Source organism: Reticulibacter mediterranei (assembly GCF_016587455.1).
On record NZ_BNJK01000001.1, the window covers coordinates 2,925,756 to 2,952,344 of the forward strand.

General features: G+C 53.2%; 20 protein-coding genes. 14 read left to right on the top strand and 6 right to left on the bottom strand.

Going from position 1 to position 26,589, the window contains the following annotated elements:
• Positions 1-36: 36 nt before the first annotated feature.
• The gene (locus K3T83_RS12460) at positions 37-1,311 is read right to left on the bottom strand and encodes a tetratricopeptide repeat protein (RefSeq protein ID WP_220203289.1); all 1,275 of its coding nucleotides are present in this window, start codon (positions 1,309-1,311) and stop codon (positions 37-39) included.
• 198 nt (positions 1,312-1,509) lie between these two features.
• Between K3T83_RS12460 and K3T83_RS12465 the strand changes: the two genes are divergently transcribed.
• The 3 genes from K3T83_RS12465 (at position 1,510) to K3T83_RS12475 (ending at position 4,103) form a co-directional block, all read left to right on the top strand.
• The gene (locus K3T83_RS12465) at positions 1,510-1,872 is read left to right on the top strand and encodes a PTS sucrose transporter subunit IIBC (protein WP_220203290.1); all 363 of its coding nucleotides are present in this window, start codon (positions 1,510-1,512) and stop codon (positions 1,870-1,872) included.
• A gap of 3 nt (positions 1,873-1,875) precedes the next feature.
• Entirely contained in the window at positions 1,876-2,913 is a 1,038-nt protein-coding gene (gene holA, locus K3T83_RS12470) for a DNA polymerase III subunit delta (protein ID WP_220203291.1), read from the top strand.
• 77 nt (positions 2,914-2,990) lie between these two features.
• Entirely contained in the window at positions 2,991-4,103 is a 1,113-nt protein-coding gene (locus K3T83_RS12475; protein ID WP_220203292.1) for a class I SAM-dependent methyltransferase, read from the top strand.
• A 45-nt stretch (positions 4,104-4,148) separates the two neighbouring features.
• Here the strand turns inward: K3T83_RS12475 and K3T83_RS12480 are convergent, their stop codons facing one another.
• Positions 4,149-4,772 (bottom strand): hypothetical protein, encoded by a 624-nt coding sequence (locus K3T83_RS12480; RefSeq protein ID WP_220203293.1) that lies wholly within the window; start codon positions 4,770-4,772, stop codon positions 4,149-4,151.
• A gap of 316 nt (positions 4,773-5,088) precedes the next feature.
• On the opposite strand from K3T83_RS12480, the gene K3T83_RS12485 reads away from it, so the two are divergent.
• Both K3T83_RS12485 and K3T83_RS12490 read left to right on the top strand, forming a co-directional pair.
• Positions 5,089-7,356, top strand: coding sequence for an FdhF/YdeP family oxidoreductase (locus tag K3T83_RS12485; RefSeq protein WP_220203294.1), 2,268 nt, complete (start codon positions 5,089-5,091; stop codon positions 7,354-7,356).
• A gap of 95 nt (positions 7,357-7,451) precedes the next feature.
• Positions 7,452-7,919 (top strand): nuclear transport factor 2 family protein, encoded by a 468-nt coding sequence (locus tag K3T83_RS12490; RefSeq protein ID WP_220203295.1) that lies wholly within the window; start codon positions 7,452-7,454, stop codon positions 7,917-7,919.
• Positions 7,920-8,188: 269 nt separating this feature from the next.
• Here the strand turns inward: K3T83_RS12490 and K3T83_RS12495 are convergent, their stop codons facing one another.
• Positions 8,189-9,205 carry an aldo/keto reductase gene (locus K3T83_RS12495; RefSeq protein ID WP_236064883.1) on the bottom strand — a complete coding sequence of 339 codons (1,017 nt, stop codon included), beginning with the start codon at positions 9,203-9,205 and terminating at the stop codon, positions 8,189-8,191.
• Between the two features lie 23 nt (positions 9,206-9,228).
• On the bottom strand, positions 9,229-9,963 hold the full coding sequence (locus K3T83_RS12500) for a ThuA domain-containing protein (RefSeq protein ID WP_220203296.1): 735 nt from the start codon (positions 9,961-9,963) through the stop codon (positions 9,229-9,231).
• A 455-nt stretch (positions 9,964-10,418) separates the two neighbouring features.
• On the opposite strand from K3T83_RS12500, the gene K3T83_RS12505 reads away from it, so the two are divergent.
• Positions 10,419-10,769, top strand: a complete 351-nt coding sequence (locus K3T83_RS12505; RefSeq protein ID WP_220203297.1) for an RpnC/YadD family protein — start codon at positions 10,419-10,421, stop codon at positions 10,767-10,769.
• A gap of 139 nt (positions 10,770-10,908) precedes the next feature.
• Here the strand turns inward: K3T83_RS12505 and K3T83_RS12510 are convergent, their stop codons facing one another.
• Positions 10,909-11,901 carry a COX15/CtaA family protein gene (locus K3T83_RS12510; RefSeq protein ID WP_220203298.1) on the bottom strand — a complete coding sequence of 331 codons (993 nt, stop codon included), beginning with the start codon at positions 11,899-11,901 and terminating at the stop codon, positions 10,909-10,911.
• 670 nt (positions 11,902-12,571) lie between these two features.
• Here K3T83_RS12510 and K3T83_RS12515 point away from each other — a divergent pair.
• The 3 genes from K3T83_RS12515 to secA all read left to right on the top strand — a co-directional run bounded on the left by K3T83_RS12515 (position 12,572) and on the right by secA (position 18,118).
• Positions 12,572-14,344 (top strand): L-lactate permease, encoded by a 1,773-nt coding sequence (locus K3T83_RS12515; RefSeq protein WP_220203299.1) that lies wholly within the window; start codon positions 12,572-12,574, stop codon positions 14,342-14,344.
• A 148-nt stretch (positions 14,345-14,492) separates the two neighbouring features.
• Positions 14,493-14,654, top strand: coding sequence for a hypothetical protein (locus K3T83_RS12520; RefSeq protein WP_220203300.1), 162 nt, complete (start codon positions 14,493-14,495; stop codon positions 14,652-14,654).
• A 14-nt stretch (positions 14,655-14,668) separates the two neighbouring features.
• Complete coding sequence (gene secA, locus K3T83_RS12525; RefSeq protein ID WP_220203301.1) at positions 14,669-18,118, top strand: preprotein translocase subunit SecA; 3,450 nt, start codon at positions 14,669-14,671, stop codon at positions 18,116-18,118.
• A gap of 86 nt (positions 18,119-18,204) precedes the next feature.
• Here secA and K3T83_RS12530 read toward each other — a convergent pair whose 3' ends face one another.
• Positions 18,205-19,746, bottom strand: a complete 1,542-nt coding sequence (locus tag K3T83_RS12530) for an alpha-N-arabinofuranosidase (protein WP_220203302.1) — start codon at positions 19,744-19,746, stop codon at positions 18,205-18,207.
• An 82-nt stretch (positions 19,747-19,828) separates the two neighbouring features.
• Between K3T83_RS12530 and K3T83_RS12535 the strand changes: the two genes are divergently transcribed.
• The 5 genes from K3T83_RS12535 (at position 19,829) to K3T83_RS12555 (ending at position 26,406) form a co-directional block, all read left to right on the top strand.
• Positions 19,829-20,812 carry a GntR family transcriptional regulator gene (locus tag K3T83_RS12535; protein WP_220203303.1) on the top strand — a complete coding sequence of 328 codons (984 nt, stop codon included), beginning with the start codon at positions 19,829-19,831 and terminating at the stop codon, positions 20,810-20,812.
• A gap of 112 nt (positions 20,813-20,924) precedes the next feature.
• A complete protein-coding gene (aceB, locus tag K3T83_RS12540; protein WP_220203304.1) occupies positions 20,925-22,532 on the top strand; it encodes a malate synthase A in 1,608 nt (535 codons plus the stop codon).
• A 12-nt stretch (positions 22,533-22,544) separates the two neighbouring features.
• Positions 22,545-22,988: an NUDIX hydrolase gene (locus K3T83_RS12545; RefSeq protein WP_220203305.1), complete on the top strand. Its 444-nt coding sequence runs from the start codon at positions 22,545-22,547 to the stop codon at positions 22,986-22,988.
• Between the two features lie 205 nt (positions 22,989-23,193).
• Entirely contained in the window at positions 23,194-23,988 is a 795-nt protein-coding gene (locus tag K3T83_RS12550) for a putative hydro-lyase (RefSeq protein ID WP_220203306.1), read from the top strand.
• A 126-nt stretch (positions 23,989-24,114) separates the two neighbouring features.
• Positions 24,115-26,406, top strand: a complete 2,292-nt coding sequence (locus K3T83_RS12555) for a protein kinase domain-containing protein (RefSeq protein WP_220203307.1) — start codon at positions 24,115-24,117, stop codon at positions 26,404-26,406.
• The last annotated feature ends 183 nt before the right edge of the window (positions 26,407-26,589 follow it).

The window sequence follows — 26,589 nt, forward strand, 5'->3', positions numbered from 1 at the left end:
CTTGCATATCGCGCATCATCCCTCTTAATTCTTCATTTATCGCGCTGCTTCTATCATTTCCACAATTTCATCTATACCAGGAATGGCATGCGCGTGAGTATTTTTTTTCAGCAAGGAGAGATTATTCAATACGCCCTCAAAATGCACCTTACTAGGAGTAAACTCAATCGCTTTTGCATAGGATTGCTTTGCGTCTTCGGTTTTTCCCAGCATTAACTGAGACAACCCAAGATCAAAGTAGTCCCAGTACGGTGCCAACGACTCTAAAGTATCCAGGCGCTCTTGTGCAGCCTGTCCAGTTCGCGCAAACATTTCACGGGCGAGCTTTTCATCGCCGAGATACCACGCCAAGCTCCCCACGTTTCCCAGCGCATACGAGGAGGTTGGATCAACGGCAACGGCCTGCCTGTAGTAGTCCATCGCCCGCCTGTAGTCTCCTTTGCGCCTATAGAGGCCACCCAGTATGGCTACTGTTTCAACATCATCGGGATTCTGCCGAACACTTTCCTGCAATTTTTGAATAGCCATCTCGTAATCCGCTTCCCCTTCCCTCGTCTCACCAATGCTGTTATATCTGTCTCCCCGGCGTCGATACGTCAGCCCGAGTTCTCGCTGCACCTCCGGGAACGTCGGATCAAGCAACGCCGTCGCCTCCAATAGCTCAATCGCTTTATCATAATCTCCACCGCCGCTAAGAATACGACCAAGAGCAAAATTGGTACGGGGATCGTTTGAGATCAGGCTACGAGTCATGCCAAGATGTCTGATGACGATACTGATCTCCTCAACCTGTTTGTTTAACTGCGCTTGGGCAGAGGTGACATTTTTCTGCAACTGGTCCCGTAGATCAGCCGACTCCTCCTGTAATTCCTTCAACTGCTCGTTCTTCTTCTGCATATCGTTCTCAAGCGATGCAATAGCTGTACTTTTCTGCGCCAGTTCGTCCAGGCGATCCTGCCATTCTTTCTCAAGATCACGAAATCCGTTATTCGTCGAGAAGCCGTAGACGCCCAGAGCGACGGTGACAGCAGCGAAGACGGCAAAGACCACACCAATAATCGCGGCAAAGGTATTGAGCAAATTAAGCAGGTTTTGGGTCTGATCTGCCTGTTGTTTTACCTGATCTGCTATAGATGATGTAGTAGTATCATATTTCCAGAAAGCCACGATTTGCATAATAAATGGCATCAGAACCAGTAAAGCAATGAGGACGACCGCTACCCAGAGAAATGGTCTGAGACTGGGCCAGGACATAGCGGGTTGTTTTGAGGATGATAATCGCGATGTATTTGATTGCTTAGCAGCCGACATATCCATCTTCCTTCCATCGAACTATCAGACAGCAGCTAAAAACTGTAGAAGCTTTTCCTTCATGTAATGGTAACGCATCAGTATTTCATTTTATACCATAGAAAGATCAGTTCCGTCATCCTGTATTGTCACAACGGCAACCCTGCCGTATAATGAAAATGTCAATGCAATGATTATCCTTCAGGAGGCGATAGCATAATGCCCGCATTCAATGTGAATATTGGCGATCCCATCTTTATTGGAGCGTTTTTCGGCTTTCTTATCTCACTCCCCGTCTCGCTCTTTCTCGCATTCTGGTTAAGCGCGGTCAAGAAGCGTGCAGCGGTGGTGATAGGCGCGTTCGTGGGTGCGCTCCTGGGCCTTTTGATTCTTCTGGGATGGGCTGGAACGCTTATTTATGATCAGCCGTTGCCTGGAGCGAACGGTGGTTCTGTCTTCTTTGGTTCGTTGTTCTTCTGCACTGTACTGGGGCTGAGCGGTGGCATTTTGACCGATCTGCTGATCGCACGCAAGAGCAGAAGAGACTATCTACGTGCAACCGCGCAGGAGCACAACGGATAACTCATGTTTTATCTTCTGCATGGTGAAGATGAGTTCACCAACCGCGAACAACTCAAACAGTTGCGCGAAAAAGGCGACTTCGGCTACAACCAGGATACCTATAACGGTACTGAAGTTGATCTGAAAACCATCATCATGACCACCAACACGTTTCCCTTTCTTTCAGAGCAGCGTCTGGTGGTGTTGAACGGGTTGCCGAAAAAGAAGCGCGGCGAGTCTTCCACCAGTGCAGCAGAGCCATCAGAGGCGACGACAAAAGGCGGCAAAGCGAGAAAAGGGAAAAAGGGCAGTAAAAGCACGGCTCTCACTCGCGCCGCCTTTGATAAGGCTCTGGCCGAACACATCGCACAGATGGCTGAGACAACAGTTCTGATCGTGCTGGCCGAGGAGACGTTGGAGGCCAGCAATCCGCTCGTCAAGGCAGCAGAGAAATATGGCAAAGCGCTACAAAGCACGCTGCCTAAAGGGGCTGCACTGGAAAACTGGATCACGAAACGAGCGAAAAGTCTCAATGTCTCCATTACCAAAGATGCAACCGGCTTGCTGGCAAATTTCATCGGCAACAATCTCCGGCTCCTCGCTAACGAACTCGATAAGCTCGCAACCTACGTTGGAGCAGGCGGCACGATTAGCGCCGATCATATTCGGCAGCTATCGGCTCAGGTACAGGAGGCGCGCATCTTCGATCTGACCGATGCCCTCTCCCAACGCAACCGCAAGCAGGCGCTCAACATTCTCCACGATCTACTGTCCGATGGCGAGCCACCATTGAAACTCATCAGCACAATTACCTCTCAGGTTCGCTCGCTGCTTCTGGTGAAAGAACTCTCGCAAAAGGGAATGCGCACCACTCAAATTGCTTCGACATTGGGTATGGCTCCATTTATTGTCGATAAGGCATATCGTCAGGTGGGCAAGTTTAGCGTGAGTCAGTTGGAGGGGATTTATCGCCAACTTATGGCAACTGATGCCGCACTCAAGCGCAGTCGTCTTGCCCCTGAGATGGCTCTCGATCTCCTGGTTGTCAGCTTTGGTGCTTGATTCTTTTTTATCCAACAGAACTTGTAGCAGAATAGAATATCGACAAAAAGAGATAGAGACGCTATCGGGTGTATAATATGATTGCTACATCTTTACAAGAACGCATTATCAACCGCATTGAAGCGCAGGGAGCGCTCACTTTTGCCGATTATATGCGTATGGCCCTCTATGAGCCTGGGTATGGCTATTATGTGAAGGACGCTGCCAGAGTTGGTTGGGAGGGAGATTTCTATACCAGCACAGATGTTTCCGATTTCTTCGCGCATTGCATGGGGCGAAAACTCGTACAAATGTGGAAGCAGTTGGGGCAGCCAGCGCCTTTTATCGTGCTAGAACAGGGAGCCGGACGCGGCAACCTTGCCAGAGGTGTGCGCTCCTGGACGGCCCACGAAGCGCCCGATCTCCATAGCATCCTTGAGTATCACGCCGAAGATATCGGGACAGGCCACGACGCCCTACAAACCTCTCAGGAGGTATCTAATCAACAGGCTCCGCACGTGATTCTCTCAAATGAACTGGTAGATGCGTTTCCTGTGCATCTCGTCGAGAAGCGCGACGACACGCTCCATGAAGTCTACGTGACGCTGGACGGTGGCAGGTTGAGGGAAGCACTGGGCGAGCCGAGCAGCCCGGAGGTCGCCACCTATCTCAACACCTACAACATTCCCTGGCAGACATTTGCGGATGGCTGGCGAGCTGAGGTCAATCTGGATGCGCAACGCTGGATGCAACGCACCGCCCACCTCTTCACTACTGCCTCAACAGACCGACGCGGCTTCCTCCTCACCATCGATTATGGAGACGAAGCCGCGAAGCTTTATATCCCTGACCGCCAGCGTGGAACACTGGCCTGCTATTATCGCCACCAACTGACGGAGCGGCCTCTTACGCGTCCGGGCGAGCAGGACATTACCGCGCATGTTAATTTCACGGCGCTGATACAGGAGGGAGAGCGACAGGGGTTGCATCTGGAGAGCTTCGGCACGCAGGAGCAGTGGCTCAAACAGATGGGCATTCAAGACGAACTGGCACTGATCCGTGAGCGAGATTTTGCTATTCTCGATACTGACCGGGGCAGTGATCGCGGCCAGGTCGCGCTGTTTCAATGGTACAACCTGCGCCAGCAAGTATCAGCCCTGACAGACCCTCACGGCATGGGCAACTTTAAGGTCTTGATACTCTCCATTTGAAATGAAAAGGGGCTTGCATGTGCAAGCCCCACAATCGCCGCGCAACTAATATTTGCGTGGAAATGTATAGTTGCGATACGAACTCTCTTTTGCAGGAGCCACTCCGGTTTGCGGAAAGCCACCCACGCCATTTGAGGATGACTGATCGCTCGTGGCAGGCAACAGCGGAGTGACGCCGGTTGTCGTGTTATTGACGGTGGTTGATGATGCGACCGGGACGCCGGTATTGCTTTGCGCGGTTGCAACGGCGCTATTGGTCTGCACGCGCCCACAGGCAACGCTCGTTCCATCAGCGCTCCCCTGATGCACATTCACCCATACACCCTGCGTGAGAGCGGCGTTCAGGTCTGTCTTCTCAAGAGTGGCAACAGCGTTCCCTTGCTGATCGGCTGTGATTGATCCGATTGTTGCCAGCACTTTGCCGGTACAACTGCCCTGGTTGAGCGTGACCACATAATGCAGGCTCGATGTCAATCCCTGGAGGCTCAATTGCAAGTCGCTGCCCTTGCCCTGAAGATTGGGCAGGAATTGTGCCGAGCCAACCACATTGCCATTATTGCTATTTAACAATGCGTTGCTGGCATTTGCCACGAATTCGGGACGATACAACATCAGGAGAAATATACCCACAACAACAACCACAAACAAGCGCAAGAGTATTTTGATCACACGGCACTCTCCTTGCAATCCGTCTATGCCAATATTTCGAGCATCTTCCAGATTTCTCAAAATAAGTATATCATTGCATTTGACTGAACAACAAGTCATTTCATACTGTTTCACAAACACAGGAGGAACTACTGATCTTTGTAAAATCAGTTCCTGGGGAAGATAGCTTTTCTTCCAGGTTCGTCACATGGTATACTTTTTAAACCAGGGTGTAACATTTGCCTTATCTGCCTATTGAACAGGCTCTCCCTTGAGATCCTCATCACGGCCTTCGATGTTGTCTGCTATCATAGTGCAGTTATGGAGGTACTATTTTATGGCAAAGCGTTTTCTCTCTCCCACTCTCTGGGCGGGCTGGAAGCCGTTTGGTATTGGCGAAACCAAGCCGCATCATTTTCTGGAAATCTTCAAAACGATCTGGCAAAACAAACGCCATCCTCTCTATGCATGGCGCATCCTCAATCAAGGTTGCTGTGATGGCTGTGCATTGGGAACAACGGGGATGCGCGATTGGACGATGGACGGCATTCATCTCTGCACCATTCGCCTGAACCTGCTTCAACTCAATACAATGTCAGCAATGCCCTGGCAGCGATTGGAAAACGATCTTCCAGCCCTCTCGCAGTTGTCGAGCGCGCAGTTGCGTCAGCTTGGACGCCTGCCCTATCCGATGGTGAGGAGACGTGGCGAGAGCGGTTTCCGGCGCGTGTCCTGGAATGATGCACTTGACATTATTGCCTCCCGTATACGCGAGACTCAACCCGAACGCCTGGCTTTTTACCTGACCTCACGCGGTCTGACGAACGAAGTGTATTATGTTGCCCAGAAGGTTGCCCGCTTCCTGGGAACAAACAACGTGGATAATGCCGCCCGTGTCTGCCACTCTCCCAGCTCTGTTGCACTCAAGCAGACTGTTGGCGTTGGAGCGTCTTCTGTTTCCTATCAAGATTGGATTGGCACCGACCTGATCGTCTTTCTTGGCAGTGATGTGGCAAACAATCAGCCGGTTTCGACAAAATACCTCTATTATGCGAAACAAGCAGGCACAAAGATTGCTCTCGTCAATCCGTACCGAGAACCGGGCCTGATGCGCTATTGGGTGCCTTCAGTGCCAGAGAGTGCGGTGATGGGCACGAAACTGTTGGATGCTTTTTATCAAATTACCGTAGGTGGCGACATTGCCTTCCTGAACGGCACGCTCAAACACCTCATTGAGCAAGATTGGGTGAACCACGAGTTTATCGAGGCACATACCACCGGTTGGGAAGAGGTCGCAAAGACGCTTGCAGCACAAGATTGGGAAATGCTGGAACGCGCCAGTGGTTCTACGCGTGACGAAATGTTCCGCTTTGCTGAAATGATTCACGCGGCCCGAACTGGCATTCTCGTGTGGAGCATGGGCATTACACAACATGCGTTCGGCGTACAAAATGTCAAAGCAATTGTCAATATTGCGCTTTCGCAGGGCTGGCTGGGAAAAGAGCATTGTGGCGTAGTTCCCATTCGTGGGCATAGCGGCGTGCAGGGCGGAGCCGAAGTTGGAGCCGTTCCCGATCTGCTGCCCGGAGGAGCCGCAGTCAACGCTGAAAATAGCGCACGTTTCAAAGAAATCTGGGGCTTCGACGTGCCAACCACTCCTGGCCTGCGTGCCGTAGAGATGATTGACGCAGCTTATGATGGCAATCTGGACATACTCTATTGTAGTGGAGGAAACTTCCTGGAAGTCTTGCCAGACCCACAATATGTACGTGAAGCACTTGAAAAGCCTGCTCTACGTGTACATCAGGACATTTATGTTACCAGCCAGATGCTCATTGATCCAGCGGATACAGTTGTACTGCTGCCAGCACAAACGCGTTATGAGCAACGTGGAGGTGGCACCGAGACTAGCACCGAGCGGCGCATCATTTTCTCGCCAACCATCCCCGGTCCACGCGTAGGAGAGGCTCGCTCCGAGTGGGAAATCTTTCAGGATCTCGCCGCCAGGGTCTCACCAGAGAAGAAGAAGCAGATCACCTTTTCCAACGCTCAAGCCATTCGTGAGGAGATTGGACGCGTTGTACCAACATATAAAGGGATTGCAGAACTGCGCAAGGCCGGTGATCAGATACAATATGGTGGACGCGTACTCTACCGCGATGGACAATTCAAAACTCCTGATGGCAAGGGCCATTTCTCAGCACTGGTCCCACCAGAAAGAAATCTGCCGCCCGGAAAATTTTTGCTGGCAACCCGACGTGGCAAACAATTCAATAGTCTGATTTATGCGAAAAAGGATGCCATGACAGGAACGGGCCGTGATAGCCTGCTGATCTCGCCGGAAGATGCGACCTCACTCTCGTTGAGCGAAGGTGATCGCGTGCTGGTGAAAAGCGATAACGGTGCTACGATGCAATGTAGTGTGCATATCGATCAGGTACAGCCACGCACAGTGCAAGCCTTCTGGCCGGAGTGCAATGTACTGATTCGACGGCGCACCTGTGATGTGCAGGCAGGAGTGCCCGACTATAACGCGATCATTGAAATAGAACCGTTACGCGTGCCGCAAGCTATCTCGGTAGCTGCCACTGCTGCAATGGAATAGAGGAGGGAAGTTGAGCAGGAACGGGGTGTCCATCCTGATCGTGTAAGCAGTAGAGGGCGTTGCGCAAATCTGGAACACCCCGAGAGGAGAAAACAATGCGTGAGATAAACCATGAAGATGTAGAAGACCTCATCAGAGCATTTATGACGGCGCTGGAAGAAAACAACCAGGAGGAGTTCGAGTCGTATCTGGCCGACGATTTCCGCTTTAGCGGCTGGACGCCGCGACCGTTGAGCCGTGCAGGTTTTCTGGACCTGTTCAAAGGTCTTAAAGAAGGCATACCGGGCTTGATTTTTAACCTCCACAACGTTCTGGTGCAGAACGATACCACAGTGACAGGGACATGGAAGATCAGCGGCTACCAGAGCGACTCATTCATCTTGCCCGTTCTGGGCCTGCCACCAATTCCCCAGATGGCCGCGAGTATCTCACTACCCGCTGAAGAAGTGGAATATAGATTGACTGGAAACAAGATCGTTGGTCTCAACGTCACACACACGCCGGGCGGCGGCATCAAGGGACTGCTGAACCAACTTGGGGTTGACATCCCGCTGGTGTCATAGTACTCCCGTAAGGTTCGTAATTGAGCGGTTATGAATTTAAGGCAAATAAACCGGGAATCTCCCCTGCGTTGTAGTCGAGCGATTTATCGCGGGGCGCTTGCCGTGCGGTTCCTCCGCGATAAATCGCTCGACTACAACGCAGGGGAGATTCCCGCTATAAATTGTCAATTTTCATTATCGCGCTGGTATCATCAATAACGATGAGTTCGAGTGCGATAAATCGAGCAACTACGAACTTTACGGGAGTACTACAGTTATATAAACAAATCTTACAGCGAGGGTACGCCGGTAATCTCGTCAATCGCCTTCAGTTCTTCCACGCTAAAAGCGAGGTTCTCAAGGGCAGCAACGTTCTCCTCGATCTGTTCGACTTTGGATGCGCCAATCAGAACGCTGGTGACGGCGGGATGACGGAGATTCCAGGCCAGCGCCATCTGTGCAAGCGTTTGTCCGCGCTCCTGAGCAATCGCGTTCAGGCGGCGTATTTTGTCGAGCTTTTCGCCGGTCAGCACCTCGTCGTTCTGGCTCTTGCCCCACCAGGCAGCCGCACGCGAATCATCGGGTAGATCACTCCCCAGATACTTACTCGTGAGCAAGCCCTGCGCCAGAGGGCTGAAGGTGATAACACCCGCACCGGCTCGCAACGTATGATCGAACAGATCATATTCGGGGCGGCGTCCCAGCAAATTGTAATACGGCTGATGAATAGTGATCGGCGTTAACCCCATCTGTTTGGTGATGGAGACGGCGTTCTCAAACTGGACGCCTGAGAAGTTGCTCACGCCAACGTAGAGCGCCTTGCCCTGACGCACGATCAGATCGAGGGCCGCCATCGTCTCTTCAAGCGGCGTCTCAGGATCAGGTCGATGGGCATAGAAAATGTCCACGTAATCCAGCCCCAGCCGTTGGAGGGACTGATCCAGGCTCGCCACCAGATACTTTTTCGAGAGCCATTCGCCGTAGGGTCCGGGCCACATGCGATATCCCGCTTTGGAGGAGATGATTAGCTCATCACGCGGCATATCGCGCAGGATCTTACCAACAACGCGCTCGGCATTACCTGGTGGTCGCCCATAGTTATTGGCGAGATCGAAATGCGTGATGCCCAGATCGAAGGCACGATACAGACAAGCACGGGCCACCTCTTCGCCGCGATATCCGCCGAAGGTCTCCCATGCCCCCAGCGAAATTGCCGGGAGCATGAGACCTGAACGGCCTGTGCGACGATACTGCATGCGATCATAGCGGTCCTGTGCAAATGAGGATGCGACTGTTTCTTCAGCCATCCCTGACCTCCTCTTTTCACGGATTACTTCTTGTACGGTTCAAGTGCGGGGGTATTGCCAAAAGTACGCGGCTTGCGCGGCGTTGGCGCGGCCCAACTCACGCCCTGCGTAATGACTTGCTGGACGATGGGATGATGATAGGTAGGTAGCGTCTCATGACCGGGGCGGAAATAGAAGATCTTGCCACGCCCACGCGAGTAGCAGCAGCCGCTACGGAAGACCTCGCCACCGCTGAACCAGCTCACAAAGACCAGCGTGTCAGGGGCGGGAATGTCGAAGTGTTCGCCGTACATCTCCTCGTCGTCGATCTCAAAATAATCGCCCAGCCCTTCGGCAATAGGATGGTCCGGCGCAACCACCCAGATACGCTCGTGATCATTCGATTCGCGCCACTTGAGGTCACAGGTCGTTCCCATCAGCTTGCGGAAAATCTTCGAGAAGTGGCCGGAGTGCAGAACTATCAGCCCCATACCGTCCAGAACGCGCTTATGTACACGCTCAACGATCTCGTCGCTGACCTCTCCATGAGCCATATGCCCCCACCAGGTAAGCACATCAGTATTGTTGAGAACCTCCTCGGTGAGACCATGCTCTGGCTCGTCAAGCGTGGCGGTGCGAACGCTGTAGCCAGCCTTGCTCAGGAAATCGGCCAGAACCGCATGGATGCCTTCGGGATAGTGTTTGGATACCCGCTCATCGTTGCGCTCATGACGATACTCGTTCCATACGGTAACACGAAGATTTGTATTGGATGTCATCTATTGCCTCTCCACATCGTAACTAGGGCAATGCCTGCCTTTTGACTTCTCATACTCCCATCCCTGGGACACACTTCTGCCTCATCGCGCTTGTTGGGGAAGGGAACCAGGGTACGACAACGCAGTCCCAACCCATCCTCCCTGCCACACGCGTATGAGAACATTACGCAAACGGCGTACTTCATTGTAGCATGTGGACCCGGCGACAACCAAACGCGAACTCGTCCCTATGTATGTGTAGATAATCCACAAAATTATCTACAGAGCATGACCTTTCATCCTCCCAACATCTATCTACCCATTTTTATTACCGTTGTTCTTTATTATATTTACAAGCAATTATATTAACGATAGCAGCAAATATACTTATTTATGAGAATTCACATGTAGTGATTTTTCAACTATGATTGGCGCATCGATAGATTTGGTGTTTTGTGGAAAGAGGTACAACGTAAATGTCTTCAGCAGCGGACACACAGTCGTATGATGGCTCAATCAAGACCATCTTTAAAAACGATGCGGCCAATATCCTGCCCCATCTGCTCCCTGGCGCAATCTGGCAGGAGACACTGGATATCGAGGTGCTGCGCTCACCTATGCGCGTGGATTGGGTGTATCGCGTCTTGTACAAGGGCAAGATTTACATTCTGCATCTGGAGTTCCAGGCCGGCACCGATCCCAAGATGGCCCATCGCCTTCTGATCTACCACGCCAAGGAGCAGTGTGAAGTGGAAGAGCCAGTTGATGTTTTTGAACAGCTTTTAGAAGAAAGTAGCGTCGTTCAAAAGCTATCATTCAATTATTAGTAACTGCTCCTGACGAAGCTCATGCATCCTCTATTCTGAGTGCTTCACCGACAGCATAAACATAATCTCAACAAGCTAACATAAAAAGAGAGATGGCGGAGTAGGAAACTGTGCCATCTCTCTTTGTTATAGTAAACACCTAGCTTTTTACGCTTACACTTACCCCTTCATCCGTAAGCACCGGGGCCGATTGCTGTACGCTCTTCTTCCAGGGCCAGCCGAGTTGCATACAGAGGTAGCTGAGGATGCAGAAGAGGGCCGAGATAAAGGTTGTATGCAGCAGGCCCGCAAGCATCTGTCCGGCAGAGAAAATGATGATGATCCCGCTCAATCCCTGCAAAATGACCATCGCAAAGGCCCAGATGCTACCACGCACCACATCCTGCCGCTGGCGATAGCGGCGGATTACCACGATCATAAACCAGAGGGTCAGCAGTCCGATGGACTCGGCAGCATAGCGATGGAGCAATTGCACGCCAGCATACGAGAAGAAGCTGGGCAGGAATGTCGAGCCACAACCGGGGAATTGGAAGCCACAACCGAGCGTCGAATTGGTGTGGCGCACCAATGCGCCGCTATAGACAACGAGATAGGTATACGCCGCCAGCCCCCAACCTGCAAGTTGCAAACCTCTGCTGACGGGCGGCACCTCTACGGGAGACTGCGAGGCCGCCAGTTCTTTCTTCTGCTGGAAAAGATGGATGGTCAGCAGGATCACGCTGGCAAAAGAGATCAGGGAGAAGCCAAAATGCATCGAGAGCAGCCAGTTTTCCGCAAAGGTTCCCTCAAAGACCACCGTGAGAGCGCCGAGCGCCCCCTGAAGAACCACAAAAAACAGGCTCATTGCACTGAGAAAGCGAGCGCGTTTATCCTGCTTGTAGAGCCACCAGCAAATAATGGTCAGGGTCAAGATCAAAAATCCATCCAGGCCGGATGCGGTACGGTGACTGAACTCGTACAGGGTATGGATGGACAGGATGTTCGGTATAATCTCGCCGTGACAGAACGGCCAGGTATTGCCACATCCCTGCCCCGAGTCAGTGGCCGTCACCAGCGCACCCAGGATCACCATAATGTACGCGCCGATGGAGGTGATGATAGCAAATATCCTTATCAAACGATGAATATTCATACAGATCTCCTCTGAGTTAGCACAGAGTTGCTAATGCGCTGCGGCTCCGCCCGACGAGTCGCTCCAGAAATAACCAGACAGCGGTGCATCAATGACAACCAGTTCGTCATGACGGATCACGTTAATAACCTATAATATATAGCACGCATTGGCAGAGAGGGCAAGCGCGAACCAGATCCAGGGCTTTCCAGTTCTCCGCTCAAAGGGGTGCAGGGGTCTCCCTGCCGGGGCCTGGGGCGTCCCCAGTTTCCTTCCCTCCTTCGCGCGCCGCCTGCGGCGGCGCGCAAAAGAGAAGAAAAAAGGTTTTTGCGGGGACACCCCGCACCCCGGCAAAGGGCTGCCGCCCTCTGCACTCCCGCTAGATGGGAGAATTGGAAAGCCCTGGAACCAGATCAGTCAGGCTGCAAAAATTTATTTCTACATGTTATACTAGCCTTATCCCGGCTCTACTGGTAGCACGGAACGAGACCAGAGAAAGCCGTTATTTCGCACAAAAGAAAGGAGAACTACCCACCTCTTTTACCACTCCTTACGGATGATGTTCTTGTATATCTGTCACCAATGGTTAACCCTGTTGATGCTCTTTCAGCAATCGGTCAAAGTGTATGATGCATACCGACCTGACAAGGGCATGTAACGATGTTGTTTCTTCAGCACAGGAGAACCCATTATGACCTGGACTCAGACGTATACGCCCCTCTTCGGCAACCTTATTCTTTCTGCCCTGGTCGCCGCGCTCCCGATCATCGTTTTGCTCGGCCTGCTCGGTATCTTCCACGTTCGCGCACACTGGGCGGCACTGGCAGGATTGGCAACGGCCTTGCTGATCGCGCTCCTCATTTTCGGTATGCCACTCCCCTTCGCCATCTCAGCTGCCATCAACGGTGCCGCTTATGGACTCTTCCCGATTGGCTGGATCATTCTTGGCGCAATCTTCGTCTACGATATCACCGTCCAGACCGGCAAATTTGAGATCGTCAAGCAATCAATCGCCGATCTTTCCAGCGATCGGCGCATTCAATTATTGTTGATCGCCTTCAGCTTCGGCGCGTTTATCGAAGGGGCAGCAGGCTTTGGCACGCCAGTTGCGGTCTCAGCTGCTATGTTGATCGGGCTGGGATTTCGACCGCTCGCCGCCGCTGGTCTGGCCCTGATCGGCAACACAGCCCCGGTCGCCTTTGGTGCGCTCGGCACCCCGTTGATCACCCTGGCACAAATTACCGGACTACCACTGGACAAGCTCAGCGCGATGGTTGGCCGTCAGTTGCCGTTCTTCTCGCTGCTGGTTCCGTTCTGGCTGGTCTGGGCAATGGCAGGGCGCAAAGCGATGCAAGAGGTCTGGCCTGCCTGTCTGGTAACGGGCCTCAGTTTCGCCATCACACAATTTCTGGTCAGCAACTATCTCGGCCCCACGCTGGTTGATATCCTGGGTGCGCTCGTCTCGATTGGATGTCTGGTCCTCTTCTTGCGCTTCTGGCAACCCGGAACAATCTGGCGCTTCCCAGAAGACGAAGAGCGCGAGGCCACCGCAACAACGACTCCTGAGACAATGCCCGATGCAGCAACCGGAACTGGCACACCGGGCGCTATGCCAGCAGCCGCAATGGTTCGCCCAACCTTCGATCAGAGCGACGTTGAGGCATCGGTAAGCAGCGGTGGCGCAGTGAGCATTGCTCCCAACACCAGAAATAACGCGGCTTTCATCGCCTGGTTGCCCTGGATCATTCTGGCCGTTATCCTCTTCCTCTGGGGTCTCACGCCGGTTAAGAACGTTCTCAATGGCATCTCAAACGTCAATATTGTTGTGCCTTATCTCGATAAAGTCGTGCTACGTGCTCCTCCGGTAGTGCCAAAAGCAACGCCAGAGGCCGCCGTCTTTGCCTTTAACTGGCTCTCGGCCACCGGGACCGGCTTGCTCATTACCGGAATTATCTCCGGCTTCGTGCTTGGCCTGACGCCGCTGGAGCTGGTCAAAACCTTCTGGGGGACGCTCACACGATTGCGTTTCTCGCTGTTGACCATTGCGGCGATGCTGGCAATTGGCTATACGACGCGCTATGCCGGGTTGGATGCGACTATGGGGCTGGCATTTGCCAGTACAGGGCTGCTCTTCCCCTTCTTCTCGCCGTTTCTGGGCTGGCTCGGCGTGGCGCTGACTGGGAGCGACACCTCCTCCAACGTCCTCTTTGGCAGCTTGCAGAAAATCACGGCCCAACAGTTGCATCTCTCGCCCATCCTCGCGACAGCCTCCAACAGTTCAGGAGGCGTCATGGGCAAGATGCTGGATGCACAAAGCATCGTTGTAGCTGGTGTTGCCACAGGACAGGAAGGCCACGAGGGAGACATCCTACGCTATGTCTTCTTCCACAGCCTCGCGCTGGTCACGCTGGTTGGCCTGCTCGTGGCCCTGCAAGCCTATGCGTTCCCTGGCATGATTCCGTAGATCGTCTCGACAAGGGCGGGAGAGCTTCCCCCCTGCCCTTGTCTCCTCGCATCCTCAATGGAGGGAATGGAAGTTTATCCATTCGTTGTTGTAATGGACAGAATATAACCTCAAAGTACCATCCTTCGTACTTAAAGAGAGCCACCTCATGCGCTGGCAGTTATTTGATATGGACAGCGAAAAGTTCATGTCCTCGCGCGAACAGTTCCGTGATATAATGAGCCTGATTGTTCGTTTCATGAGCAGCTATGCCTATTTTACCGCTCGCTGGCCCGACATCATTAGAACCGCACCAAAGCCATTTCATTAGGAGAACGCGTTACTATGCAATTAATAGGGAAGCTCCTGGGAGATCCAAATAAACGAGACATAAAGGCTATTCAGCCAATAATCGATAAAATCAATGCACTTGAGCCGAGCCTCAAAAAATTGAGCGACGAGGAGCTGGCCGCAAAAACGCAGGAGTTTCGCGCGCAGCTTTTTCTCCATCTCAAAGGCGGCCTGGTGCTGGAAAACGAACTGGTCAAACTCTTTCGCGAGGCGCTGGATGCCGTAGAGACACGAGCGGCCCAGTGCTCCGACGAACAACTACATATGGCAGTGCGCGACTATCGCAGGCGGCTCGATCACAACGAAGACCCGGAAGAGGCTCTCAAAACCCATCTGCAAGATACCCTCTCCGAATGCTTTGAGCAAGCCTATGAAAAGTTATCGCCAGCACTGAACGATTTGCGCGTGCAGGCGGCAATGGATCAGGCAGAGGAACGGCAGGAATGGCCGGACGAATCGAGCGATCCCAAAAAAGCTATCCTTACCCTGCTTAAAGAAATCGAGCCAGCTGTGGGCGAAGTCTCCCATGAGGAATGGGAAAACGTCTTTGACATCGCCTGGACCCGCTTTGATAAGGCTCGCCGGGCCAACAACAATAATGAGGACGAAGCTGATACGCGCCTGGAAACGCTGCTCCACGACCTGCTGAAGCTGCTGCAACCTGAAATTGTGGCGGTGAAAGCCGAGGCAATGGATAAGCTGATCCCCGACATGGTGAAGCGCTATCGCACCGGCAAGACCCTTGACGATATTCTGCCCGAAGCCTTCGCGGTGGTCCGCGAGGCCGGACGTCGCACGATCAAAATGCGCCACTACGATGTGCAGCTTGTTGGCGGCGTCGTACTCCACCAGGGAAAGATCGCCGAGATGGGCACTGGTGAAGGGAAAACGCTGGTCGCCACCTCGCCCATTTACCTGAACGCCCTCACCGGACATGGTGTGCATCTCGTCACCGTCAACGATTATCTGGCCAAACGCGACTCCGAATGGATGGGCAACATCTACAAGTTTCTGGGATTGACCGTTGGCGTCGTTGTCAATTCGCTTGACCCACAAACTGATGAGCGCCGGGCGGCCTATGAAGCGGATATCACCTATGGCACCAATAACGAGTTCGGCTTTGACTACCTGCGCGACAACATGGTGGCCTCGCTTGACCAAACGGTGCAGCGCGAACTGAACTTTGCCATCGTTGACGAGGTAGATAATATCTTGATCGACGAGGCGCGCACTCCACTAATCATCTCAGGCCAGGGCCAGGAATCGACCGATTTGTACGCGCAGTTTGCTCGCTGGGCACCGCGCTTGAAGCCGGAGGACGATTATACCGTCGATGAGAAGCTACGCGCCGTGATGATTACCGAATCTGGCATCGAGAAGATCGAGCGGATGGCGGGGATCACGAACATCTATGACGAGGACAACATCGACCTGACGCGTTACATGGAGAACGCCCTTAAAGCGGAGATCATCTTTAAGCGCGACAAAGATTATATCGTCAAAGATGGCGAGGTCATTATCGTTGACGAGTTTACAGGCCGCCAGATGCAGGGACGCCGCTATAGCGAAGGCTTGCACCAGGCTATCGAGGCGAAAGAGGGCGTGCAGGTCCAACGCGAAAATCATACGCTGGCCACCATCACCTTCCAGAACTACTTCCGCCTCTACCGCAAACTGGCAGGTATGACCGGTACAGCAATGACCGAAGCGCAAGAGTTCGATAAAATCTATAAACTGGATGTGGTCGCGATCCCGACAAACAAGCCCAAGATTCGCCAGGATCTACCAGACCTGATTTATCGTAGTCAGGACGCGAAGTTCAAGGCTGTGGTTGAGGAGATTAGAGAACTCAACGAGAAGGGCCAACCGGTTCTGGTCGGCACTACATCGGTCGAGATCTCCGAACTGCTCTCGCACATGCTCAATATGCAGGGGGTCGAGCATAACGTCCTCAACGCCAAATACCATGAAAAAGAGGCGCAAATCGTCGCACAGGCTGGACGCAGTGGAGCCGTCACCATCGCAACCAACATGGCCGGTCGCGGTACCGACATCTTGCTCGGCGGCAATCCCACTGGCTACTTCGACAGTATTCTGCGCAAACATGCCGCACAGGTCGATTTTATTCGCGATATGCCCGAAAGCGATGAGGACGAGCGTGCAGAGAAGGAAGAGGCGATTCAGGATTATATTGCCAACATGAGCGAAAAGGAAAAAGAGGAACTCATTCAGCAAAAAGTGCGGGAGTGTGAAATCGATCACGAGCATGTGCTAGAACTGGGTGGCCTGCGCATCATCGGCACCGAACGACATGAATCGCGCCGCATCGACGATCAGTTGCGTGGTCGCGCGGGACGCCAGGGCGATCCGGGTTCCACACGCTTCTATCTCGCACTGGACGATGAGCTGATGCGCCGTTTCGCCGCAGATCGCGTGGCGGGAATCATGGAAAAAGTTGGCATGGAAGAGGATGTGCCCATCGAAAGTAAGTTTGTCACCCGCTTTATCGAGAGCGCCCAGAGCCGCGTCGAGGGCTACAACTTCGATATTCGTAAAAGCGTAGTCGATTATGACGATGTGATCTCGATGCAACGTAAGGTGATCTATGCCGACCGTCGCCTGGTGCTGGAACACGGTGATGTGCATGATCGCATCCTGCGCATGATCCGTAGCGAAGTTGGCCGCATCATCGATAGCTCAATCACAGGCTCAGTGGTCACAGAAGAGGCGGAACTCGAAACCCTCTTCAACGCGTTGGAAGCCTGGGTACATATCCCCGAAGAGTTTCTGCCGGAGAATATCCACGCCATACGCCGCGACCAACTGAAAAAAGATCTGATCGATCTGGTGATTGAACAGTACGAGAAGCGTGGCGAGGAATTGAAGCGCCAGGCCATCGAGCAGGGGGTAGACGAGATTGAGCCACTGCGGGAGTTCGAGCGCTCCTATCTGCTCCAGGTGTTGGATCGTCTCTGGATGGATCATATCGATTCGCTCGATGTGATGCGCGCCGGTATCAGCCTGCGTGCGGTGGGACAACGTGATCCGCTGGTAGAGTTTAAGAGCGAAGCCTTCCGCATGTTTGAGGATCTGAAGCAAGCGATCCAGCATTACACGGTTGATGCACTGCTCAAGCTCTTGCGCAACGACCTGACCATCACGCTCAAACGACCGGAGCCACCGCGCAAGATGCCGCGCAACTTGCGTACCAACGCCCAACAAATCGCCGAGGCCGGCGGTCAGGCCAAGAGCGATGGCACCGAGGAGCGCGCCCGTAACGCGAAAGCGACTGGCCGGGCCAACCGCAATGGCAGCGGGAAACGCGGCGGTGCCAGAACTGCGACGGCCCCTGCGAATCATCCAGCCATCCCCGCCAGGATCGGGCGCAACGATCCATGCCCGTGCGGGAGCGGCAAGAAGTATAAAAAGTGTCACGGCGCATAAGAATTTGTAAAGATTTATGCCAGACAGATAAAAATAGGAATAGAGGGATTTGCGCGCAAATCCCTCTATTCCTATTTTTATCTGTCTTATCCAAGTCGTCCCATCAAGCGCGTCACGCTGCCCGGAGCAAGAGAGACGCGCAACTGTGAGCCTTGAGCCTGTAGCGTCTTGGCCGCCGCAAGCTGTACAACATCAGGCTGCTCAAAAGTATTATGGGCATGGATCTCGTCAGATGCCAGCGTCACAGCTTCCATTTCTCCCAGTTTGCCCTGATAGACTTCAAGGTCAAGCTCTACTGGCTGCGTGGGATGTGTGTTAACCACCGTTACGCACAGCACTCCATCGCGAACCGAGGCGGAACCATGTACGGCCCTCAATGCGAATGGTTGCTTATCGAGATAGCACGAGCGGCACGCCTCCTCTGAAGCCTCGCCGTTGCTCACCGTCTCAGCAGCAGTCAGGAAGCGGACCGCCTGCGCGCCCTTGTGTGGCCGATAAAGATCAAAGACATGATAGGTTGGCGTCTTGATGCAGCGATCCTCTTCTATCAGCAGCAGCGATTGCAAGACGTTAATCAACTGAGCGATATTTGCCATGTAGAGCTTATCGGCATGATTGTGGAAGACATCGAGCGACAAAGCGGCAACACAGGCATCACGAATGGTATTTTGTTGATATAACCCACTCCGAGGTTTCCCCTGCTCAACCGGATGCCACGCTCCCCATTCATCCAGGATTAGCTTGCGTTTGCGCTGCGGATCGTACTCGTCCATAATGCTACGGTGCCCGGTGACGATCCCCTCGATAGCATATGCTTTCGACAACAGTTCCAGCCATTGCGACTCCGTATACTCGGTCGCTGTACCCGCTGTGCCGCAATAATAATGGGCCGCAAATCCCTGGATATGGCGCAGACGGCAATTACCATCACGCTTCTTCATGTATTCAAAAAAACGCCGCGTCCAACTCCAATCGTGTCCATTGGGGCCGCAAGCAATGGCCTCAACCTCCGTCCCGGGATAATTAAAGACAAAGGATCGATAGCGTGCGAAGGCCGCAGCATACTCTTCGGGACTCATATTGCCGCCACAACCCCAGTTCTCGTTCCCGATACCCCAGAAGCGAACTTGAAACGGCTCCGCTGCCCCATTGGTCCGCCGCTCGTTCGCCAGCGTTGAATTGCCAGCAAAATTGCAGTATTCGACCCAATCGCGTAGCTCTTGAATGGTGCCGGAGCCAAGATTGCCAGCGAAATAAGGTTCGGCTCCAATGGCGCGACAAAAGGCGATAAATTCGTGTGTCCCCAGCTGGTTTGGCTCCTCCTCCATGCCCCAATGCGTGTTAATGCGCAATGGACGCTGCTCACGCGGCCCGATTCCATCGCGCCAGTGATAATCATCGGCAAAACAACCGCCAGGCCAGCGCAACACAGGCACACTCAGAGGCCGCAACGCCTCGATCACATCGTTCCGCAGCCCATCCGTATTGGGAATGCTGCTCTCCGGCCCAACATACACACCAGGATAGACCAGTTCCCCCAGATGTTCCGCAAACTGCCCATGTAGATACGGCTGGATCTGCCCAACCGGTTCTTGCGGTACGACAACCACTCGCTGTACTGTGTCCATGCAATGTTCTCCTCTGAACCAATTTTTACCAATTGCACCAATTTAGTTGTACTGGTTACATTTTAATGATATAATTGGAGCCATGTCAACCCATGCAAATGAAAAATACGCTGCTCTCCGTCAACTGGTGGAGGGAATGGCGGGACAACGACTTCCTGGCGAGCGCGAGTTAGCAACCCGTTTAGGCATCTCGCGCCCCGGTCTGCGCGCATTGCTGACAAGATTAGAAGCTGAGGGATTGGTCCGGCGGCACCAGGGCAGCGGCACTTATGCAATCGATCAACAGCAAGCACGCTTGCATACTGTTGCGCTCCTGATTGATGCAGAGTTAAAGCTGGGCGATGATCCCTTCTTCTCGCTGTTGCTGGAGCAGCTGCAAGTGCAATTGCAGGCCGAGGAGATACACTGCGTCATCGAACGAATGCACAAGCAGCAACGACCACGCAGTTTGCAAGATGGAGCCATTACGCTGGGCATCGCGGGGCGAGCGATCCTGGAAAACTTGCGCCCGAATGATCCCCCGGTTGTGGGCCTGCTCGTTCATGCCAACATACCCACTGCCGCTCATGCCAGTGTCTTCCAACTGACCGACAAAGAGGCAGGCGCGGAAGCTGCACGCCACCTGCTCAATCAGCACTATCGCGAGTTCATCCTGGTTGGGAAACACGACATCCCGGCCTCACATGAGCGCCTGACGGGAGCCGAAGAGGTCGCAACTCAAGCAGGAGGCCATTGTGCCTTTGTTGCGTGCGCCTTGAACTATATGGCAGGGCTACGCCTGGGAAGAACGATAGAGCTACCCAGCGAACCAGTCGGTATCATTGCTGCCAATGATTGGTTAGCGGTTGGTCTACAAGCTGGTTTATCAAGCAGGCAACCAGTAGCGCCAGTTCATATTGTCAGCTTTGATGGCCTCCCCATCACGGAAGATCCACTGTTGGGCATTGCCTCGTTAACTGTGCCCATTGAGGCCATTGCCACGGACACTATCGCTGAACTACGTCGCCTGCGCCAACCTGTTGCCTCTGTTGGGCGTATTGTTCGCTATCCACTGCATTGGCGTTAACGCTGCAAAAGCTGCTCTCCCAGGTACATGTTTGCGACCACTCCTCTTCATATGCGAGAATAGACCTATGCAGGATTTGTGTCTCTCCTGATTCAAAGAAAGAGAGTGCCTTATGACAGGTCAAGCCAGTACACAGTATGCAGAAGGCATCGAGGTGAGAGCCACCGTTACCCCTGAGTTTGCAGAAATCGTCACACCGGAAGCATTGAATTTCGTCGCGGCCCTCGCGCGCAAGTTTGAGGGGCGCCGCCAGGAATTGTTGCAGCGGAGAGCGCAGCGCCAGGCAGATCTCGACGCTGGCAAGTTGCCCGACTTCCTGCCCGAAACAGAGCATGTTCGCAACGCCACCTGGACCATTGCGCCACTTCCCAACGATCTACAAGATCGTCGCGTCGAGATCACCGGCCCCGTTGATCGCAAGATGGTCATCAATGCGCTCAATTCGGGCGCGAAAGTGTTTATGGCCGATTTTGAAGATGCGCACTCTCCCACCTGGGAGGCGACCATTCTGGGCCAGATCAATGTACGCGATGCCGTGCGCCGCACGATCACCTATCACAGTCCTGAAGGTAAAGAGTATCGACTCAATCAACAGACCGCCGTGTTGCTTGTGAGGCCGCGCGGCTGGCATCTCAACGACAAGCACGTGTTTATCGACGGACAACCCATCTCTGGCGGCCTCCTCGACTTTGGCCTCTACTTCTTCCATAACGTCCATGCCCTGATCGAGCACGGCACCGCCCCCTATTTCTATCTGCCCAAGCTGGAAAGCCATCTTGAGGCCCGGCTCTGGAACGATATCTTTGTTCAGGCACAGGAGGCGCTCGGCATTTCGCACGGAACGATCAAGGCGACGGTGCTAATCGAGACTATTCTGGCAACGTTTGAAATGGACGAGATCCTCTATGAACTCCGCGAACACTCGGCGGGGCTAAACTGTGGGCGCTGGGACTACATCTTCAGCGCCATCAAGAAGTTTCGTCATATCCCACAATACATCTTCCCTGATCGCGCTCAGGTGACAATGACCACTCACTTCATGCGCTCCTATTCCTTGCTCACCATCAAGACCTGCCATCACCGCAACGCCCCGGCAATTGGCGGTATGGCGGCCCAGATCCCCATCAAAAATAATCCCGCAGCCAACGAAGAGGCTCTGGAGCGCGTGCGAGCCGACAAACGGCGCGAGGCAAGCGATGGGCATGACGGCACCTGGGTCGCTCATCCAGGGCTGGTCCCGATAGCATTGGCAGAGTTCGACGCCGTAATGAAGACGCCTAACCAGATCGAGAGGAAGCGCGAAGACGTGCATGTGACGGCAGCGGACCTGCTGCAGGTGCCAGAGGGAACGATCACTGAGGCGGGATTGCGCAACAATATCAGCGTGAGCCTGCAATATCTCGATTCCTGGCTGCGCGGCACCGGCTGCGTGCCAATCAACAACCTCATGGAAGATGCCGCCACCGTTGAAATCTCACGTGCACAGATCTGGCAGTGGATTCGCCATCCCAGAGGCATCCTCAATGATGGGCGCAAAGTTACCGTTGAACTGTTTCGCCAATTGATGGCTGAGGAATTAACAAAAATACAGACCGCTCTGGGCGAGCAACAGTACGCGAAACGCCGGTTCGATACCGCCTCCCAGATCCTCGATCAGATCATCAGCAGCAACGATTTCGTGGAATTTCTCACATTGCCCGCTTATCGCTATCTCAGCTAACAGGAGATGACAATGGCAGTCAGGACGGAAGTATCAGCAGGAGCGTTCATCTTGCGCGATATTGATGGTGAATTAAAGGTTGCCCTGGCCCAACACCGGCGCAGCGAGAAGATCTGGAACATACCAAAAGGACATGTAGAACCAGGAGAGACGATTGAGCAGGCAGCCTTGCGCGAAATTGCGGAAGAGGCCGGTCTGTTCAACGTCACACTGATACGCTATCTTGGTAGCATCTTACGCGAGTCGGTGAAAGAGAATGGAGATATCGTGCAAAAAACGATCCATTACTACCTTGCTTACGCCTCCGACGACCATCAGCAGCCATCGGAGCCAACCGATAACAAATTTACCGTTGTCGGCTGGTTTCCCGCTCAACAAGCCATACAACTGCTCCCCTATGAGTCCGATCGTGCTTTTTTTCGTGAGCATCTCCCGTTGCTTCTGATACGCTCTTGATTCATAGTGGAGCGATTGATCGCGGGGATATCGCATGGCAAGCGCTCCGCGATCAATCGCTCGATTACGACATATACGCCTCAGTTAGTAGCCAGAATGACATCAGTTGGTGTCATCCTGGCCTATACATATTTCTTTCTATCTCTTATGCTTGTTTATAAGCGTTCCAGACAGAAAGGCATGCAATGAGTTAAGAGGTACAAAGATGAATTATAGCAACCTCAATGCGGCGCAGGCTCGTCAATTGATTCGCTCCGGGGCATGGCCGCGTCCGACAAGCGGGCTGGCTCTGGGCTATGTCCAGGCCAACCTTGTAATCCTTCCCCACTGCTGGGCCGAGGAATTCACGGCGTTCTGTCGGCACAATCGGCAGGCGGCTCCCCTGCTAGATGTGACCGCTCCTGGTAATCCTCATCCGACCAGAATAGCGCCAGATGCCGATATTCGCACAGATATACCACGCTACCGTATCTACCGCAACGGCCAGTTTGTAGAGGAGCGCGAAGATATCCTCTCCCTCTGGCACGAAGATTCCGTCGCCTTCTTGCTTGGCTGCTCCTTCTCGGCCGAACGAGCGCTAATTGAGCAAGGGGTTCGCCTGCGCCACATCGATCAAGAGAAAAACGTCGCTATGTACCGCACTGCACTCTCTTGCACAGCCACCAGCCATTTTCATGGTCCCGTTGTCGTCTCGATGCGCCCCATCAAAAAGAGCCAGCTTGAGTGTGTGACCAAAATTACGGGCCATTATCCTCTAGCGCATGGTGCTCCCATCCATATTGGAGAGCCAGCAAAACTGGGTATCGCCGATCTCGCTCATCCCGATTGGGGCGATGCGGTGGCAATAGAAGAGGATGAAGTGCCGGTTTTCTGGGCATGCGGCGTTACCCCTCAAGCGGTGATTATGGAGGTCAAGCCGGAGATAGCCATCACGCACTCGCCGGGCCATATGTTTATTACCGACTGGTCAGACGCCGCCATTTACCAACGCGCACAGTAGAAATGGAAAGATCAAAAAGAATGTTCATCAGGTAGCTTTTATAGCTTCCCATGCCGCTTTCGATATGTTATTCTTAGGGCGATATCAGGGAAGAGCAGCATCATCTTCAATCATGAGGGGTGTTCTATGACAAACAGTGGCTCTTATCTCGGCAATTATCGTCTTCTCACTCAGCTTCCCCAGGCGGCCCATGAAGATATCTACATTGCGGAACATACTGACCTGGCCGGTTCTCCCGTCCTGATCCGCGTCTGGCGTATTGCCGACTTTCCTTCCACCGAGGAGCAGGATGCGTTTCTGCAAGAATTGCACGCTCTGACGCAACTCCAACATGTACATATTCTCCCGTTTCTGGAATCGGGCAAGACCGCTGACAATATCTACCTGGTGACAGCGTATCATCAACCGCCATTAGAAACGCTACGGCAGCGGCTTGAGCGCCAGGGATCTCAACCATTGCCAGAACGCGAGGCGCTGACGCTCCTAAACGAGATTGGGCAGGCGCTCCAATATGCGCACCATCGCAACATCATTCACCGTCAGTTAACGCCCGACCGGATCTTGCTCGGCCCTGCCGGTTCGCTGCTCAGCGATTTCGGGCTGATGCATACCGGCGAGACGACGCTGCGCAAACAGAGTCAACCCATGAAGCTGCACGATCAGTATGTCTATATGGCACCGGAGCAGCTTCAAAATCAGATCGGCCCGGCCAGCGATCAATACGCATTGGGCGCGATTGCCTACAAACTCTATACAGGACAACAGCCGCCCCCTGCATCTCAAACACTATTACCGCCCGAAATGCTCAAGCCAACGCTCTCTCCAGCCATCGCACAGGCCATCTCGACAGCTATGGCTACGTTCCCTTCGGAGCGCTATCCCGACGTAGCAACCTTCATTAATGCGCTTTTAAATGCCAACCAGACCATCATCACCATCTCTGAACAGAACACAATGGCCGTTCATCCAGCCCCGGAACCGGTAGGAAGCAGCACTGTTCAACCCAACAACGCGCAGGCATGGGAATATATACAGTCCTCGCAGGCTCAACCTGTGCTGGAAGAGCAACAAACCGGACCGCAACCCATCTATACTGCGGGAACGTTCCAACCTATCTCTGAACCCATCTCCAATCCACAATTCAATCCCGTGTACAACGGAATGCAGTATAGCGGACAATATACCCCACACTACAACACACCGCCACCACGTCCAGCCGCTAGACAACAGAAGCTACGCGAATTCGTGGCAAAACGTGGTAGACTGCTGGCCATTATTCTGCTCGTGGTTCTTGTTCCACCACTCATCTTTTATGGCCTTACAATCCTACCCGCGTCTGCCGCAACGCTCACAATCACGCCGACCAGCAAGCGCTTAACCCAGACGTACGCCATCGCTGCGGTCAATGGGACGCCTAACAGCGCAATGTACCAGGCTCCGGGGTATCTTATTACCTTCACAACACCTGCAAAAACAAAAACGGTGCCAGCTAGTGGACATGGTCATCAGAACGCCACCGCAGCGAAAGGCACTCTAACCTTCTCTCAGGTCGGCCAAAACTCCAATATTCGGAGCGGGCAAACCCTCACTGGATTTGATGGCATTCAGATCATCACCGATCAAGTGTTCAGCATTAATGTTGGGCAGACCGTCGATGTTCCTGCTCACGCGGTCAACGCTGGCTCCTGCTGCAACATTGGTGCCTTCGACATCAACTATCAGGCCGATGTGATCGATGTGCTGACAAACCAGACGGTAACGACAGTGTTTGTGGCAAACAAACAACCCTTCACTGGTGGACAGGATGCTTTTGACTATAATTTCGTCAAGCAGAACGATATCGATGGTGTGGCAAACGCCTTTGTCAATCAGCTGACAAAGGATGCTCAGGCTGGTGTTGAGAAACAGGTCAAGCCCAACCAGCAACCAGCAGCTGATATGCAGTGTAAACCAAATATTAAGCCAGACCACAAGGTCAATGATCGCGTGGATAATGTCACGGTAAATGTGACTGTGACCTGTTCGCGCGAATACGTTGTCCCGCAAGAGGTACAGAATGCGGCGCTTGGTGCCTTCAAAAACGATGCGCAAACAAAATTCGGTAGCAACTATATGCTCTCTGGAAACGCTGTCATCAATGTTCCCTCGACTGGCACGCCGCTGAGCGATGGCAGTGTGACATTTCAGGTCAAAGTCGATGGCATCTGGTATTATCATTTCAGCGAGAGCCAGCAGCAGCAAATCATTCAGAACATCTTGGGCAAGTCGCAGTCCAGCGCCAATGATGTCCTGATGCACACGCCTGGGGTGAGCAAAGCTGCAATAGCCACATCCGGTGGAATAGGCTGGGCTATTCCCACCTCGCCACCGAGCATCAAATTTGTGACGGTCAACGTCCCTGGCCTTCAAGCTGGTTAGGAATCACACATACAAGGGGGCGAGGGCTATATGTCATACTACACCATGTAGCCTCGCCTCTTTTCATGCTTCATCTCAATAAATAGTACTCAAAGTCACCTGTTTGACATAAATGCTGTATGCATCTACACTACTCGATGGATGCTGTTCTATCCAGTTGATGAGTTATATATGTGGAGAATA

Bases quoted from the DNA above. Each gene is read 5' to 3' on its own strand.
- K3T83_RS12460 (WP_220203289.1), bottom strand. From the start codon at position 1,311: ATGTCGGCTGCTAAGCAATCAAATACATCGCGATTATCATCCTCAAAA.
- K3T83_RS12465 (WP_220203290.1), top strand. From the start codon at position 1,510: ATGCCCGCATTCAATGTGAATATTGGCGATCCCATCTTTATTGGAGCG.
- holA (WP_220203291.1), top strand. From the start codon at position 1,876: ATGTTTTATCTTCTGCATGGTGAAGATGAGTTCACCAACCGCGAACAA.
- K3T83_RS12475 (WP_220203292.1), top strand. From the start codon at position 2,991: ATGATTGCTACATCTTTACAAGAACGCATTATCAACCGCATTGAAGCG.
- K3T83_RS12485 (WP_220203294.1), top strand. From the start codon at position 5,089: ATGGCAAAGCGTTTTCTCTCTCCCACTCTCTGGGCGGGCTGGAAGCCG.
- K3T83_RS12490 (WP_220203295.1), top strand. From the start codon at position 7,452: ATGCGTGAGATAAACCATGAAGATGTAGAAGACCTCATCAGAGCATTT.
- K3T83_RS12495 (WP_236064883.1), bottom strand. From the start codon at position 9,205: ATGGCTGAAGAAACAGTCGCATCCTCATTTGCACAGGACCGCTATGAT.
- K3T83_RS12500 (WP_220203296.1), bottom strand. From the start codon at position 9,963: ATGACATCCAATACAAATCTTCGTGTTACCGTATGGAACGAGTATCGT.
- K3T83_RS12505 (WP_220203297.1), top strand. From the start codon at position 10,419: ATGTCTTCAGCAGCGGACACACAGTCGTATGATGGCTCAATCAAGACC.
- K3T83_RS12510 (WP_220203298.1), bottom strand. From the start codon at position 11,901: ATGAATATTCATCGTTTGATAAGGATATTTGCTATCATCACCTCCATC.
- K3T83_RS12515 (WP_220203299.1), top strand. From the start codon at position 12,572: ATGACCTGGACTCAGACGTATACGCCCCTCTTCGGCAACCTTATTCTT.
- K3T83_RS12520 (WP_220203300.1), top strand. From the start codon at position 14,493: ATGCGCTGGCAGTTATTTGATATGGACAGCGAAAAGTTCATGTCCTCG.
- secA (WP_220203301.1), top strand. From the start codon at position 14,669: ATGCAATTAATAGGGAAGCTCCTGGGAGATCCAAATAAACGAGACATA.
- K3T83_RS12530 (WP_220203302.1), bottom strand. From the start codon at position 19,746: ATGGACACAGTACAGCGAGTGGTTGTCGTACCGCAAGAACCGGTTGGG.
- K3T83_RS12535 (WP_220203303.1), top strand. From the start codon at position 19,829: ATGTCAACCCATGCAAATGAAAAATACGCTGCTCTCCGTCAACTGGTG.
- aceB (WP_220203304.1), top strand. From the start codon at position 20,925: ATGACAGGTCAAGCCAGTACACAGTATGCAGAAGGCATCGAGGTGAGA.
- K3T83_RS12545 (WP_220203305.1), top strand. From the start codon at position 22,545: ATGGCAGTCAGGACGGAAGTATCAGCAGGAGCGTTCATCTTGCGCGAT.
- K3T83_RS12550 (WP_220203306.1), top strand. From the start codon at position 23,194: ATGAATTATAGCAACCTCAATGCGGCGCAGGCTCGTCAATTGATTCGC.
- K3T83_RS12555 (WP_220203307.1), top strand. From the start codon at position 24,115: ATGACAAACAGTGGCTCTTATCTCGGCAATTATCGTCTTCTCACTCAG.